Source organism: Variovorax ginsengisoli, from assembly GCF_030811835.1.
In the GTDB taxonomy this organism is placed as follows: domain Bacteria; phylum Pseudomonadota; class Gammaproteobacteria; order Burkholderiales; family Burkholderiaceae_C; genus Variovorax; species Variovorax ginsengisoli_C.
This window is the reverse complement of the sequence record NZ_JAUSRO010000008.1, coordinates 188427-201325: the sequence shown is the minus strand read 5'-3', so window position 1 is coordinate 201325 and position 12899 is coordinate 188427. Positions and strand designations below refer to the sequence as shown.

The following is a 12899-nucleotide window of genomic DNA, read 5'->3' as shown; positions in this document are numbered from 1 at the left end:
GATACGTTGAAAAAGCCAAAAGGGACGAGGGCTGAAAACGGGGGGTCTCGATGCCTGCGGTCATGGGGTCTCGCAGCACCGATGGCTTGAATTTAGACTGATTGGTATGCAGAGTAAACTTAAAAGTCATCAATTGAACGTTCCGGTAATTGCAATGATGAGGTGTCGAAATGGACCGATTGCTTTCCATGCGCGTGTTCCAGCGCGTCATCGACGAGGGTGGCTTCGCTGCTGCGGCGCGTGCGCTTGAACTCTCTCCCGCTGCGGTCACACGGCTCATCGGCGACCTGGAAACGCATCTGGGTGCCCGGCTGATCCAGCGCACCTCGCGGCGCCTGAGCCTCACCGATGCGGGCGAGCGCTACCTGGACAGCGTGCGCAACATCCTGCGGGAGATCGAGGACGCCGAGTCCGCCGCGGTGGCCAGCACGCGTGAGCTGCACGGCACGCTGCACATCCTGTCGACGCCGGTACTCGCCACGCACCTGCTTGCGCCCCGCATTGCACGCTGGCGGGCGCTGCATCCGGGGGTGTCGCTGGACATCGTGGTCGACCCGTTTCCGCAGCACCGGGTGGAATCCTTCGACGTGAGTTTCCTGCTGCTCGAGGACGGTGTCGACTTGAACGTGGTGGCACGGCCGCTGGCCCACACCGACATGATCGTCTGCGCCTCGCCGGCGTACCTGGCGCGCGCGGGCACGCCGCTGCGGCCCGAAGACCTGGTCTCGCACCACTACCTCAAGTTTCCTTGGCAGCTGGTCAACGGCCTGAGCGCAAGGCGCTTGCGGCTGAAGCCGGCCGACGGTTCGTCGCCTCCGGTGGAGGTCGACATGCCTGTCGCGCTGCAGTCGGCCAGCTTCGACGTGCTGTATCGCGCCACGCTGGAGGGTGCGGGCATTGCCGCGCTGTCGACGGCCCTGGTGCGCGCGCAGTTGGAGAGCGGCGCGCTGGTGCATGTGCTGCCCGGCTGGATTTTCGGGCGCTTCACCATCTACGCCGCGTTGCCGACCCGCAAGCTGCTGCCGGCGCGGACGCGCGCTTTCCTCGACTTCCTGGGCGACACGCCGCCGCGCCGAAGCTGAGGCGCCACAGCTTTTTTCGTGCGGATCGGGCCCGGCCGCTCAGGCGAAGCCGTTCTGACGCCAGGCTTCGAACACCGTCACCGCCACGGCGTTCGACAGGTTCAGGCTGCGCTGGCCCTCGCGCATGGGCAGGCGCAGGCGTTGGGCTTCGGGAAAGCGATCGCGCAATTCAGGCGCCAGGCCGCGCGTCTCGGCGCCGAACACCAGCCAGTCGCCCGGCCGGAACGCGAGCTGGTGCGCTGGCGTGCTGCCACGGGTAGTCAGCGCAAACATGCGGTCGGCCGCAGGCTGTTCGGTGTCGATCAGCGCCTGCCAGTTGGCATGCCGACGCACGTCGGCGTACTCGTGGTAGTCGAGGCCGGCGCGGCGCAGCAGCTTGTCGTCCATCGAGAACCCGAGCGGCTCGACCAGATGCAGGGTGCAGCCGGTGTTGGCCGCCAGCCGGATCACATTGCCGGTGTTGGGAGGGATTTCGGGCTCGACCAGGACGATATGGAACATGGCGGCGATTGTCGCGCCGTGCGCCGCGGCGCTCAGTGGGGGAATTCGGTGCGCGCGATCACCAGGGCAGTGATGTGGCGGGCGCCCCCTTCGCGCAGCACCCGGGCGGCAGCGAAGAGCGAGGCGCCGCTGGTCATCACGTCATCCACCAGCACGATGCGGCGACCGGCGATCTCCTGTGAACGCAGGGGTTCGAGCGCGAAGGCATCCTGCAGGTTGCGCAGCCGCTCGGCGCGGGCCAGGCCGCTCTGGGCGGGCGTGTGGCGCACGCGCAGCAGCAGGCCGGGGTCGCTGCGTCCAGGCGCCAGTCGGCGTGCCAGCTCGTGGGCCTGGTTGAAGCCACGCTCGCGCAGACGCTCGGCCGCGAGCGGCATCGGCAGCACCAGATCGCATTGCTCGAGCGCCGGCTCGGCCCAGGGCGCACTGCGCATCAGCGTGGCGAAGGCGCGGGCCCAGCCGGCCTCGCCGCGGAACTTGAAGTCGCCGATGCAGGCCGACCAGGGCCAGGCATAGCTGCAGGCGGTCACGCAGCGGTCGAGTGGTGGCGGCTCCCGCAGGCAGTCGGCGCACTGGAGGGCGCCGGACGCCACTGGCAGCGCACAGGTGGTGCAGCGCGCCGCTGGTGGCGCGAAACGTGCCACGCAGCCGTCGCAGACGGGCCGCGATGGCCAGGCGCGACACACCGCGCATTGGCTGGGCACATGGGCGCGCAGCGCATCGAAAAGGCCAGAGGCATGCCGGGACAACATGCCGTCAATATACTGACGCCGCCATGCTCCACGAATCCGCCCAGCGCCCGCCGACCATCGACCCCTCGGCTGCGCACCGCTGGGCACGCCTGCCCGTGGCGGGCGGTTCGCCGTGGCTGCACGAGGAGGTGGGCCGGCGCATGGAAGAGCGCCTGCAGTGGATCACCGTGCCGCCGCGCAGCTGGGCCGACTGGTCGCCATTGCGCGGCGGGCTCGACGCCCATGCGCTGGTGGCGCGCCGCTACAAGGAGGCAACCGCCTTCGTGATCGAACGCGATCCCGCGCTCGCCGCCCGCACCGCCGAGGCGCTCGCCGTGCCGTGGTGGCATGCGCGGCGCTGGCAGGCCGGCGGGCAGGTTCGGCTCGACGCGCTGCCCGAAGAGGGCGTCGGCATGCTCTGGGCCAACATGGCGCTGCACATGGCCGCCGATCCGCAGGCCCTCATCGCCCAGTGGCACCGCAGCGTGGCGACCGACGGCTTCCTGATGTTCTCCTGCCTGGGTCCGGACACCGTGCGCGAGTTGCGTGCGCTGTACCAGCGCATGGGTTGGCCGCCCGCCTGCCACGAGTTCACCGACATGCACGACTGGGGCGACATGCTGGTCGGTGCCGGCTTTGCCGAACCGGTGATGGACATGGAACGCATCGTCCTGACCTGGGCCACCCCCGAGGCGGCGCTGGCCGAGCTGCGCACGCTCGGGCGCAACCTGCATCCTGCGCGTTTCGCGGGCCTGCGCGGGCGGCGCTGGAAATCGGCGCTGCAGCAGGGTCTGGCCGGACTCGCCGGGCAACAGGATGGGCAAGGCGAGGGGGACGGACGCATCGCGATGACCTTCGAGATCACCTACGGCCACGCCTTCAAGCCGGCGCCGCGCGTGGCGCTGGCCGCTGAAAGCGCCGTTTCGCTGCGGGAGATGCGCGAGATGCTGCAGCGGGGACGTCCCGGCTGAGCTCGATTGCCGGCTTGGATGGAGGGCGCTGTGGCGGGCCGTCCATCAGGGTTTCCAAGGCGACATCAAAGGGTTAGCCCGCAGTCTCCAGCCGGTACAATCCGCCCTTGCGTGAACTTCCGGGTGTTCCTGGGATCGAGGCAGCCGGGCGCAAGCCCGGCGGTCACCTGAAAACCGATTGACCGAACTCGTCTGTGCCGACTTCCGTGTTTCGCTTCGCCAATGTTTCGGGCCAGAACATCCACTGGTTCCTCAAGCGCAATTGCTCGGTCACGCCCAGCCAGTTGTGCTGGATGTACGCGTCGCTGTGCGTGGTGTCGCTGGGCATCGGCACGGGATTCTGGCTCCACGGTGCCCGGCTGGTCCTGCCGTTCGCCTGGATCGAGCTGGCGGCTGTCGGTTTTGCGTTCATGGTGTATGCACGGCATGCGACCGATGGTGAAAAGATCGCATTGCAGGGCGGTCGGCTGGTGGTGGAGCTGGAACACGGCGGGCACTACGAGCGCATGGAATTTCTGCCGCACCAGGTGCGGGTCGAGCCTCAGGCCAGCGACCGGTCGCTGATCGAGGTCTCGGCGCAGGGTCGTTCGGTCAGGGTGGGGCGCTATGTGCGCCCGGAGCTGCGTGCGGCGCTGGCGCGCGAGCTTCGCATGGCACTGCGCGGCGTGTGAGCGTGCTATGCACGCCGGGCAATGCGTGGCAGGTCGATGGGTTCAACGGACATTGAAGAAGTAAACACGATGAAGAGCAATTGGCGCAACAAGTTCAGGCCGGCACATCTGCTGCTGGCCGCCGGCGCGGCATTCGGCGGCGCGGCGCATGCGGTCAACGACCTGCCCGGCGGTCCGTCGGTGCGCCAGCTCAACATGCCCGTGGGCGTGACCAAGATTGCGCAGGAGCAGCATCTGCTGCACACCTGGATGATGATCCTGTGCACGGTGATCTTCGTCGCCGTGTTCGCGGTCATGTTCTATTCGATCTGGAAGCATCGCAAGTCGGTCGGCCACAAGGCCGCGAACTTCCACGAATCGGTGGTGGTCGAGGTCATCTGGACCGTCGTGCCCTTCCTCATCGTGATCGTGATGGCGCTGCCTGCCACCAAGGTGCTGGTGGCCCAGAAGGACACCACCAACGCCGACCTGACCATCAAGGCCACCGGCTACCAGTGGAAATGGGGCTACGACTACATCACCGGCGAAGGCCAGGGCCTGGGCTTCATCTCCACGCTCGACAGCTCGCAGCGCGCCATGTCCGACAACGGCGCCAAGGGCGAGATCCCGGTCGACTACCTGTTCAAGGTCGACAACCCGCTGGTCGTGCCGGTCGACAAGAAGATCCGCATCATCACGACCGCCAATGACGTGATCCACGCGTTTGCCGTGCCGCAGTTCGGCATCAAGCAGGATGCGATCCCCGGTTTCGTGCGCGACACCTGGTTCCGTGCCGAGAAGGTGGGCGACTACTACGGCCAGTGCCAGGAACTCTGCGGCAAGGAACACGCCTACATGCCGATCCACGTGAAGGTGGTCTCCAGCGCCGACTACACGGCCTGGGTTGACGTCAAGCGCAAGGAAGCGGCGGCCAAGCTGGACGACCCGAACAAGGTCTGGGCGCTGCCCGAGATCCTGGCGCGCGGCGAGAAGGTCTATGCAGCCAATTGCGCCGCCTGCCACCAGGCCAACGGCAAAGGCGCCGGGCCGATCAAGCCGCTCGACGGCTCGCCCAAGGTGCTCGACCCCGACCACACCGACCAGATCAATGTGCTGCTCAAGGGCCAGGCCGGTGGTGCCATGCCGTCCTGGAAGCAACTGAGCGACACCGACATCGCTGCCGTGATCAGCTTCACGAAGAACAGCTGGTCGAACAAGACGGGCCAGCTCGTGCAGCCCGCCGAAGTGAAGACCGAACGGGCCAAGCTGTAAAGCGCCTGCGCCCCGCGACGAAGCCATTGCAAGGAACAACGACATGAGTGCAGTCCTCGACCCCCACGGTCACGTCCAGCCGGACCATGATGGCCACGCGCACGACGACCATCATCACGACATCCCCACGGGCTGGCGCCGCTGGGTGTTCGCGACCAACCACAAGGACATCGGCACGCTGTACCTGCTGTTTTCCTTCACCATGCTGATGATCGGCGGCATCCTGGCGCTGCTGATCCGCGCCGAGCTGTTCCAGCCCGGTCTGCAACTGGTGAATCCGGAGCTGTTCAACCAGTTCACCACCATGCATGGCCTGATCATGGTGTTCGGCGCGATCATGCCGGCCTTCGTGGGCTTCGCGAACTGGATGATCCCGCTGCAGATCGGCGCCTCCGACATGGCCTTCGCCCGGATGAACAATTTCAGCTTCTGGCTGATGATCCCGGCGGCGCTGATGCTGGTCTCGTCCTTCTTCATGCCCGGCGGCGCACCTGCTGCTGGCTGGACGCTCTACGCGCCGCTCACGCTGCAGATGGGCCCGTCGATGGACGCCGGCATCTTTGCGATGCACATCCTGGGTGCCTCGTCGATCATGGGCTCGATCAACATCATCGTGACCATCCTCAACATGCGCGCGCCCGGCATGACGCTGATGAAGATGCCGATGTTCTGCTGGACCTGGCTCATCACCGCCTACCTGCTGATCGCCGTGATGCCCGTGCTCGCCGGCGCCATCACGATGACGCTGACCGACCGCCACTTCGGCACCAGCTTCTTCAACCCCGCCGGTGGCGGCGATCCGGTGATGTACCAGCACATCTTCTGGTTCTTCGGTCACCCCGAGGTCTACATCATGATCTTGCCGGCCTTCGGCATCATCAGCCAGATCGTGCCGGCCTTCGCCCGCAAGCGCCTGTTCGGCTATGCGTCGATGGTGTACGCCACCTCGTCGATCGCCATCCTGTCCTTCATCGTGTGGGCGCACCACATGTTCACCACCGGCATGCCGGTGACGGGCCAGCTGTTCTTCATGTACGCGACCATGCTGATCGCCGTGCCCACGGCCGTGAAGATCTTCAACTGGGTCGCCACCATGTGGCAGGGCTCGATGACCTTCGAGACACCGATGCTGTTTGCCGTCGGCTTCATCTTCGTGTTCACCATGGGCGGCTTCACCGGCCTGATCCTGGCCGTCGCGCCGATCGACATCCAGCTGCAGGACACCTATTACGTGGTGGCCCACTTCCACTACGTGCTGGTGGCCGGTTCGCTCTACGCCATGTTCGCCGGCTTCTACTACTGGTGCCCGAAGTGGACCGGCGTGATGTACAACGAAACGCGCGGCAAGATCCATTTCTGGTGGTCGCTGATCTCCTTCAATGTCACCTTCTTCCCGATGCACTTCCTTGGGCTGGCCGGCATGCCGCGTCGCTATGCGGACTACCCGATGCAGTTCGCCGACTTCAATGCGGTGGCTTCGGTGGGTGCCTTCGCCTTCGGTTTCGCCCAGGTCTACTTCTTCCTGTTCGTTGTGCTGCCGGCCATGCGCGGCAAGGGCGAGCCTGCCCCGGCCAAGCCGTGGGAAGCAGCCGAGGGCCTGGAATGGGAAGTGCCGTCGCCCGCACCGTTCCACACCTTCGAGACCCCGCCGCGCCTGGATGCGACGGCGACCAAGGTGATCGGTTGATCGCCGGAGCACGCCTGTCATGACCCCCGAGCAAAAGAAAAACAACCGCCGCATGGGGCTGACCCTGGCGTCCATTGCGGTCCTGTTTTTCATCGGTTTCTTCGTGCGCATGGCGTGGCTGGGCCACTGACAAGAAAAAGCGCATGGGCATTGGTCAACGCATCCGCAAAGAGAACGTCCGCATGGTCGGCAAGCTGGCCGTGGTGGCCGCCGGCATGTTTGCGTTCGGCTATGCGCTGGTGCCGATGTACCGTGCCATCTGCGAGATGACCGGCATCAACATCCTGGCGCTGTCCGAACTGGACGTGCCCGGCGGTGCGGCGGGCGGCAGGAACGTGCGCGTGCCCGACAACACGCAGGTCGACATGAGCCGCACCATCACGATCGAATTCGATGCGAACGTGCGCGGGCTGTGGGACTTCAAGCCCGCGCAGGCCACGATGCAGGTGCACCCGGGCCAGCTCAACACCGTGATGTACGAATTCCAGAACGTGCAGAACCGTCGCATGGCTGCGCAAGCCATTCCGAGCTATGCACCCCAGCAGGCCGCACCGTACTTCAACAAGCTCGAGTGCTTCTGCTTCAACCAGTACACGCTGGATGCGGGCGAGAAGAAGCAGTGGCCGGTCGCGTTCGTGATCGACCCGAAGATTTCCAAGGACGTGAAGACCATCACGCTGTCGTACACCTTCTTCGAGGTGGGCGGCAAGACGCCGCCTGCGCCGACGGCTGCGCTGCAGGCCGCCGGGGAGCCGCGTTCGTGACCCGACCCGATGTCCCGGCTGGCAGCAAGGGCTCGTTCTGGCGCACGGCGCGGGCCGTGGCCTGGGGTTTCTTCGGGGTGCGTCGCGACAAGGACTACCAGGAAGACATCGCCAAGCTGAGCCCATTGCACATCGTGGCCATGGGTTTCGTCGGCGTGTTGCTGTTCATCGGACTGCTGATCGTGCTCGTCAAGTTCGCGGTGGCGTCCTGATCCGCACCATGTCCCATAGATTCGAATCGAGAGAAGAAAGCCAGGAGCTGATATGAGTGCAACCCCCCACGGCATGGCGCCCTATTATTTCGTGCCCGGACCTTCGCGGCACCCGGTCATGGCGGCGATTGGCCTGTTCTTCGTGATCCTCGGCGCAGGCCAGTGGATCAATGGCCATGAATGGGGCGCCTACGCGCTGGCGTTCGGCCTGCTGTGGTGGTGGACGGTGCTCTTCCAGTGGTTCCGCGACGCGATCGGCGAGAGCGAGGCCGGCCAGTACAGCCACAAGATCGATCTGTCCTTCCGCTGGAGCATGAGCTGGTTCATCTTCTCGGAGGTGATGTTCTTCGGCGCCTTTTTCACCGCCCTGTGGTGGACGCGCACCCATGCGCTGCCGTCCCTGGGCAGCCTGGACAATTCGCTGCTCTGGCCCGGTTTCAAGGCGGTGTGGCCCAGCGTGGCCGCCGGCATGACCGGCTCGCCGGCCAACATTGTCGAACCCTTCCAGACCGTGGGTCCGTTCTGGCTGCCGACCATCAACACGGCGCTGCTGCTGAGCTCGGGTGTGACGCTGACCATCGCCCATCACGCGCTGCGTGCCGATCATCGCGCGCAGTGCGTTCGCTTCATGTGGCTGACGGTGTTGCTGGGCATCGTGTTTCTGTGCGTGCAGGGCTACGAGTACTACCACCTGTACACTGAGCTGAACCTCAAGCTCAGTTCGGGCGCCTACGGTTCAACCTTTTTCATGTTGACCGGCTTTCACGGCCTCCATGTGTTCATCGGCATGCTGATGCTGCTGTTCATTACCTTGCGCCTCCAGAAGGGGCATTTCACGCCGGAACGCCACTTCGGCTTCGAGGGAGCCGCCTGGTACTGGCACTTCGTCGACGTCGTGTGGCTCGGCCTCTACGTATTGGTTTACTGGCTTTGAGTACGACAGACAACAGCTCCCGCAAAAAGCGCCGCGAGGCGCTTTTTTCATGGCGCCTATGGAACGAGCACGATCTACTTGCCGACGGGGAGTCCGCCGGGCTGGATGTAGCCCAGCTTCCACGCAATCAGGATGCAAAGGAACAAAAGGACCGAAAGACCGATCCGAACGGTCAGGGCACGCGCCATGCCGCCGCTCTTGGCGCGTCCGTCGCGCCCGTCCTTGAGCATGAAGAACAGCGCGCCGGCCAGGCTGGCAAGAATGCCCACGAACGCAAGGGCGACGACGTATTTCATGAACCCGATTATCTGTCGCCCGACGAACGGCGTGTGATGAACGAAACGCCCACACCCACACCCACACCCACACCCGCCCCCGAGGCCGACGCGGCGTCGGTCGCCGGCCGGCGCCGCCTGCGCTTCTGGGTCATCACCATTGCAGCCGTCGCGACCCTCGCGGCGACCGCCTCGCTCGGCCGCTGGCAGCTGTCGCGGGCCGCGCAGAAGGAAGCGTTGCAAGCGGAAATCGACGCGCAGAAGCTGCTGCCGCCGATCGATGCCGCCGAATTGCTGGCCATGGACAAGGCAACGGCTGCGCTGCACCGTCCGCTCACGCTGCGCGGCCTGTGGCTGGCACCGCAGACCGTGTACCTCGACAACCGTCAGATGAACGGTGTGCCGGGCTTCTACGTGGTCACACCGCTGGCCATCGAGGGCAGCCAGCAGACCGTGATGGTCCAGCGGGGCTGGGTCCAGCGCAACTTCAACGACCGCACCCGGCTCGAGCCGGTCGAGACCCCCGCTGGCCTGGTGGAGGTGACCGGGCTGATCGTTCCACCACCGGCGCACCTGCTGTCGCTTGGCAAGGATGCGCCGGCCCCGGGCGCTGCCGTCGGGCCCGCTCCCGCCGCGGACACCGCTGCGCTGGCCGCCAGCGCACCGGGTGCTGCCGATGCACCCGTCACTGCGCCACTCGCCGCTGCCTCTGGCTTGGCGACCCCGGCGGGACCGGGTAGCGTGGGGTCTTCGCCCATCCGGCAGAATCTGGACCTCGACGCATTCCGCGCCGAGACCGGGCTGCCCCTGCGCACCGACTTCTCGTTGCAGGAAACGGGTCCGGCCTCCCAGGGTCTGCAGCGCAACTGGCCGCAGCCCGCGTTGGGCATCGAAAAGCACTATGGCTATGCATTCCAGTGGTTCGGGCTCTCCGCGCTCGTCGTCCTCCTCTATGTCTGGTTCCAGCTCATCGCGCCCTGGCGCAAGGCCGCCCGTGTCCGGCGCTGACGAGCCGCTGGGCCTGACGGTGCACTCCATGCCTTCGCCCGAAGGGCTTGACGCCGAGGCGGGCCGCCGCACGGTGATGGGCCGCTGGAAGATGATCGTCGTGATGCTGTGCTGTGCCGCACCGGTCATCGCCTCCTATTTCACCTATTACGTGATCCGACCGGAAGGCCGCAGCGTCTACGGCGAGCTGATCAACCCGCAGCGACCGTTGCCGGCCCTCAATGCCACTGCGAGTGACGGAACGACCGTGCCGCTGACCACCCTCAAGGGCCAGTGGCTGCTGATCGCCGTGGCGGGTGCGGCCTGCGATGCGCTGTGCGAGCAGCAGTTGTACCTGCAGCGGCAACTGCGCGAGAGCGTGGGCCGCGAAAAGGACCGTGTCGACCGCGTCTGGCTGGTGAGCGATGCCGCACCGGTGCCCGCGCGCCTGGCCAATGGCCTGCATGGCGCGACGGTGTTGCGCGTGCCTGAAGCCGAGCTTGCCGGCTGGCTTGCACCGTCGGCCGGCCATGCGCTGGCCGAGCATCTGTATGTGGTCGATCCGTTGGGCAACTGGATGATGCGTTTTCCGGCGCGCATGGACACGCAGGGTGCCTCGCGCGCCAAGCGCGACCTCGACCGCCTGCTGCGTGCTTCTGTTTCCTGGGACGAGCCTGGCCGCTGAATCGACATGGAATCCAGCGCTCTCTACGACCTTTCTCCGATCGCCTGGCTGCTCGCCATGGGTGTGGTGCTCGCGCTTGGCCCCTTGCTGTGGGTGTGGCGCCGCCACGCCGGTGCCGGCGCGGCGCGGCGGCTGCACGCACTCACCGTGCTCACCCTGTTTCTGACCTTCGACCTGACCCTCTTCGGCGCCTTCACCCGGCTCACCGACTCCGGGCTCGGCTGCCCTGACTGGCCCGGCTGCTACGGCAATGCCAGCCCGCTCGGCGCACGCCATGACATCGCGATGGCCCAGGCCGCACAGCCGACCGGCCCGGTCACGCATGGCAAGGCCTGGGTCGAGATGATCCACCGTTACCTGGCCACCACGGTCGGCTTCCTCATCCTCGTGCTGGCGGTGGCGACCTGGATCGTGCGGCGCCGCCAGCGGCGCGCGCCAGTGGATGATGCCCCCGCCGGGGCCGCGCTCAGCGCCTGGTGGCCCGCCGCCACGCTCGTCTGGGTCTGTGTGCAAGGCGCCTTTGGCGCGTTCACCGTCACGCTCAAACTGTTCCCGGCCATCGTCACGCTGCACCTGATGGGCGCCATCGTGCTGCTGGCGTTGCTGTGCATCCAGGCCGTACGCTACCAGCAGGCCGCGGTGGCGCGCGTGCCCGTGGCCCTGGCGTCACCTGTACGCATCCTGCTGGTGGCCACCACGGCATTGCTGGTGCTGCAGATCGCGCTCGGCGGCTGGGTCAGCACCAATTACGCGGTGCTTGCCTGCACCCAATTCCCGACCTGTCAGGGCAGCTGGTGGCCGCCGATGAACTTTGCGCAAGGCTTCCAGCTCTGGCGCGAACTGGGCCTGACGGGTGCGGGCGCGCCCATCGACTTCAGTGCACTGACCGCCATCCACTACGCGCACCGGCTCATGGCCTATGCCGTGTTCGTCGCGCTCGGCGTGCTGGCGTGGCGGTTGCGCAAAACCCCGGCGCTGCACACGCAGGCAAAGTGGCTGGCCGGGCTGGCCCTGCTGCAACTGGCCACCGGCCTGGGCAACGTGCTGCTCGGCTGGCCGTTGGCTGCTGCTGTCCTGCACACCGGTGGCGCCGCCGCGCTGGCCGTGGTTCTGGTGTGGACGCTCTGCGAGAGCCGGCGCGCAGCTGCCCACGACCTGCAGGGCTTGCGCCCTGAGGTGGCAGGGGCTTCGCGTTCAGGCACCATGGGGGCAGCATGAGTACACCGGTCCCTACGCCCGCCACTGAGGCCACACGCACCGCCAGCGTGTTGCGGCAGTTCTATGCGCTGACCAAGCCGCGTGTGGTTCAGCTCATCGTCTTCTGCGCGCTGATCGGCATGGTGCTGGCCGTGCCCGGCGTGCCCGGCTGGGAAGAGGTGCAGCGCGGCGTGCTGGCCTGCATCGGCATCTGGCTCGTGGCCGGTGCTGCAGCGGCGTTCAACTGCCTGGTCGAGAAGGGCATCGATGCCAAGATGAAGCGAACCGCCTGGCGGCCGACCGCGCGCGGGCAGCTCAGCGACTGGCAGGCGCTGGTGTTCTCTGCGCTGCTGTGCGCGGCCGGCTCGTTGCTGCTGTGGTTCACGGTGAATCCGCTGACGATGTGGCTGACCTTTGCCACCTTCGTCGGCTATGCGGTGATCTACACCGTGATCCTCAAGCCGCTCACGCCGCAGAACATCGTGATCGGCGGCGCCTCGGGCGCGATGCCACCGGTGCTTGGCTGGGCTGCGATGACGGGCGATGTCGGCCCGGAGGCGCTGATCCTGTTTCTCATCATTTTCCTGTGGACCCCGCCGCACTTCTGGGCGCTGGCACTCTACCGTGTCGAGGACTACCGAAAGGCTGGCCTGCCGATGCTGCCGGTCACCCATGGCAATGCGTTCACCCGGCTGCAGGTGTTGCTCTATACGTTCGTGCTGTTCGCGGCCTGCCTGATGCCCTTTGCGTACGGCATGAGTGGCTGGCTCTACCTCGTGGTGGCCATTGCGGTCAGCATCGGGTTCACTGGCTATGCCTTCGCGCTGTGGCGCCACTACTCCGATGCGCTCGCGCGCAAGACCTTCCGTTTCTCGCTGATCCACCTGAGCGTGCTGTTTGCCGCGTTGCTGGTGGACCATTACCTGCTCTGAAGACGACGACGACGAAGTGAAG

General features: G+C 66.2%; 16 protein-coding genes. 13 read left to right on the top strand and 3 right to left on the bottom strand.

Annotation, left to right across the window (positions count from 1 at the left end):
• The first annotated feature begins 170 nt into the window (after positions 1 to 170).
• On the top strand, positions 171 to 1082 hold the full coding sequence (locus J2W36_RS14435) for a LysR family transcriptional regulator (protein ID WP_307690440.1): 912 nt from the start codon (positions 171 to 173) through the stop codon (positions 1080 to 1082).
• Between the two features lie 39 nt (positions 1083 to 1121).
• Here J2W36_RS14435 and trmL read toward each other — a convergent pair whose 3' ends face one another.
• Complete coding sequence (gene trmL / locus J2W36_RS14430) at positions 1122 to 1583, bottom strand: tRNA (uridine(34)/cytosine(34)/5-carboxymethylaminomethyluridine(34)-2'-O)-methyltransferase TrmL (RefSeq protein WP_307690439.1); 462 nt, start codon at positions 1581 to 1583, stop codon at positions 1122 to 1124.
• A 32-nt stretch (positions 1584 to 1615) separates the two neighbouring features.
• Entirely contained in the window at positions 1616 to 2332 is a 717-nt protein-coding gene (locus J2W36_RS14425) for a ComF family protein (RefSeq protein ID WP_307690438.1), read from the bottom strand.
• A gap of 23 nt (positions 2333 to 2355) precedes the next feature.
• On the opposite strand from J2W36_RS14425, the gene J2W36_RS14420 reads away from it, so the two are divergent.
• From J2W36_RS14420 to J2W36_RS14385, 8 genes are all read left to right on the top strand, one after another.
• Positions 2356 to 3282, top strand: a complete 927-nt coding sequence (locus J2W36_RS14420; RefSeq protein WP_307690437.1) for a methyltransferase domain-containing protein — start codon at positions 2356 to 2358, stop codon at positions 3280 to 3282.
• A 194-nt stretch (positions 3283 to 3476) separates the two neighbouring features.
• Positions 3477 to 3953, top strand: coding sequence for a DUF2244 domain-containing protein (locus J2W36_RS14415; protein ID WP_307690436.1), 477 nt, complete (start codon positions 3477 to 3479; stop codon positions 3951 to 3953).
• A gap of 69 nt (positions 3954 to 4022) precedes the next feature.
• Complete coding sequence (gene coxB / locus J2W36_RS14410) at positions 4023 to 5204, top strand: cytochrome c oxidase subunit II (protein WP_307690435.1); 1182 nt, start codon at positions 4023 to 4025, stop codon at positions 5202 to 5204.
• 43 nt (positions 5205 to 5247) lie between these two features.
• On the top strand, positions 5248 to 6891 hold the full coding sequence (ctaD, locus tag J2W36_RS14405; protein WP_307690434.1) for a cytochrome c oxidase subunit I: 1644 nt from the start codon (positions 5248 to 5250) through the stop codon (positions 6889 to 6891).
• A gap of 19 nt (positions 6892 to 6910) precedes the next feature.
• A complete protein-coding gene (locus tag J2W36_RS14400) occupies positions 6911 to 7021 on the top strand; it encodes a cytochrome oxidase small assembly protein (protein ID WP_307690433.1) in 111 nt (36 codons plus the stop codon).
• Between the two features lie 13 nt (positions 7022 to 7034).
• Positions 7035 to 7655: a cytochrome c oxidase assembly protein gene (locus J2W36_RS14395; RefSeq protein ID WP_307690432.1), complete on the top strand. Its 621-nt coding sequence runs from the start codon at positions 7035 to 7037 to the stop codon at positions 7653 to 7655.
• Entirely contained in the window at positions 7652 to 7867 is a 216-nt protein-coding gene (locus J2W36_RS14390; RefSeq protein ID WP_307690431.1) for a DUF2970 domain-containing protein, read from the top strand. The genes J2W36_RS14395 and J2W36_RS14390 overlap by 4 nt, the downstream gene beginning before the upstream one ends.
• A gap of 52 nt (positions 7868 to 7919) precedes the next feature.
• Positions 7920 to 8801, top strand: a complete 882-nt coding sequence (locus J2W36_RS14385; RefSeq protein WP_307690430.1) for a cytochrome c oxidase subunit 3 — start codon at positions 7920 to 7922, stop codon at positions 8799 to 8801.
• Positions 8802 to 8875: 74 nt separating this feature from the next.
• Here J2W36_RS14385 and J2W36_RS14380 read toward each other — a convergent pair whose 3' ends face one another.
• Positions 8876 to 9097: a twin transmembrane helix small protein gene (locus J2W36_RS14380; protein ID WP_307690429.1), complete on the bottom strand. Its 222-nt coding sequence runs from the start codon at positions 9095 to 9097 to the stop codon at positions 8876 to 8878.
• A gap of 36 nt (positions 9098 to 9133) precedes the next feature.
• Between J2W36_RS14380 and J2W36_RS14375 the strand changes: the two genes are divergently transcribed.
• The 4 genes from J2W36_RS14375 to cyoE are packed head-to-tail and all read left to right on the top strand — an operon-like array spanning position 9134 to position 12877.
• Entirely contained in the window at positions 9134 to 10084 is a 951-nt protein-coding gene (locus J2W36_RS14375; RefSeq protein WP_307690428.1) for an SURF1 family protein, read from the top strand.
• Entirely contained in the window at positions 10029 to 10748 is a 720-nt protein-coding gene (locus J2W36_RS14370) for an SCO family protein (protein WP_307690427.1), read from the top strand. The genes J2W36_RS14375 and J2W36_RS14370 overlap by 56 nt, the downstream gene beginning before the upstream one ends.
• 6 nt (positions 10749 to 10754) lie before the next feature.
• Positions 10755 to 11966 (top strand): COX15/CtaA family protein, encoded by a 1212-nt coding sequence (locus J2W36_RS14365; protein ID WP_307690426.1) that lies wholly within the window; start codon positions 10755 to 10757, stop codon positions 11964 to 11966.
• The gene (cyoE, locus tag J2W36_RS14360) at positions 11963 to 12877 is read left to right on the top strand and encodes a heme o synthase (protein WP_307690425.1); all 915 of its coding nucleotides are present in this window, start codon (positions 11963 to 11965) and stop codon (positions 12875 to 12877) included. Before J2W36_RS14365 ends, cyoE begins: the two co-directional genes overlap by 4 nt.
• Positions 12878 to 12899: the final 22 nt, after the last annotated feature.

Excerpts from the sequence above, each read along its gene's own strand:
- J2W36_RS14435 (WP_307690440.1), top strand. The coding sequence starts at position 171 with ATGGACCGATTGCTTTCCATGCGCGTGTTCCAGCGCGTCATCGACGAG.
- trmL (WP_307690439.1), bottom strand. The coding sequence starts at position 1,583 with ATGTTCCATATCGTCCTGGTCGAGCCCGAAATCCCTCCCAACACCGGC.
- J2W36_RS14425 (WP_307690438.1), bottom strand. The coding sequence starts at position 2,332 with ATGTTGTCCCGGCATGCCTCTGGCCTTTTCGATGCGCTGCGCGCCCAT.
- J2W36_RS14420 (WP_307690437.1), top strand. The coding sequence starts at position 2,356 with ATGCTCCACGAATCCGCCCAGCGCCCGCCGACCATCGACCCCTCGGCT.
- coxB (WP_307690435.1), top strand. The coding sequence starts at position 4,023 with ATGAAGAGCAATTGGCGCAACAAGTTCAGGCCGGCACATCTGCTGCTG.
- ctaD (WP_307690434.1), top strand. The coding sequence starts at position 5,248 with ATGAGTGCAGTCCTCGACCCCCACGGTCACGTCCAGCCGGACCATGAT.
- J2W36_RS14400 (WP_307690433.1), top strand. The coding sequence starts at position 6,911 with ATGACCCCCGAGCAAAAGAAAAACAACCGCCGCATGGGGCTGACCCTG.
- J2W36_RS14395 (WP_307690432.1), top strand. The coding sequence starts at position 7,035 with ATGGGCATTGGTCAACGCATCCGCAAAGAGAACGTCCGCATGGTCGGC.
- J2W36_RS14385 (WP_307690430.1), top strand. The coding sequence starts at position 7,920 with ATGAGTGCAACCCCCCACGGCATGGCGCCCTATTATTTCGTGCCCGGA.
- J2W36_RS14380 (WP_307690429.1), bottom strand. The coding sequence starts at position 9,097 with ATGAAATACGTCGTCGCCCTTGCGTTCGTGGGCATTCTTGCCAGCCTG.
- J2W36_RS14375 (WP_307690428.1), top strand. The coding sequence starts at position 9,134 with ATGAACGAAACGCCCACACCCACACCCACACCCACACCCGCCCCCGAG.
- J2W36_RS14370 (WP_307690427.1), top strand. The coding sequence starts at position 10,029 with ATGTCTGGTTCCAGCTCATCGCGCCCTGGCGCAAGGCCGCCCGTGTCC.
- J2W36_RS14365 (WP_307690426.1), top strand. The coding sequence starts at position 10,755 with ATGGAATCCAGCGCTCTCTACGACCTTTCTCCGATCGCCTGGCTGCTC.
- cyoE (WP_307690425.1), top strand. The coding sequence starts at position 11,963 with ATGAGTACACCGGTCCCTACGCCCGCCACTGAGGCCACACGCACCGCC.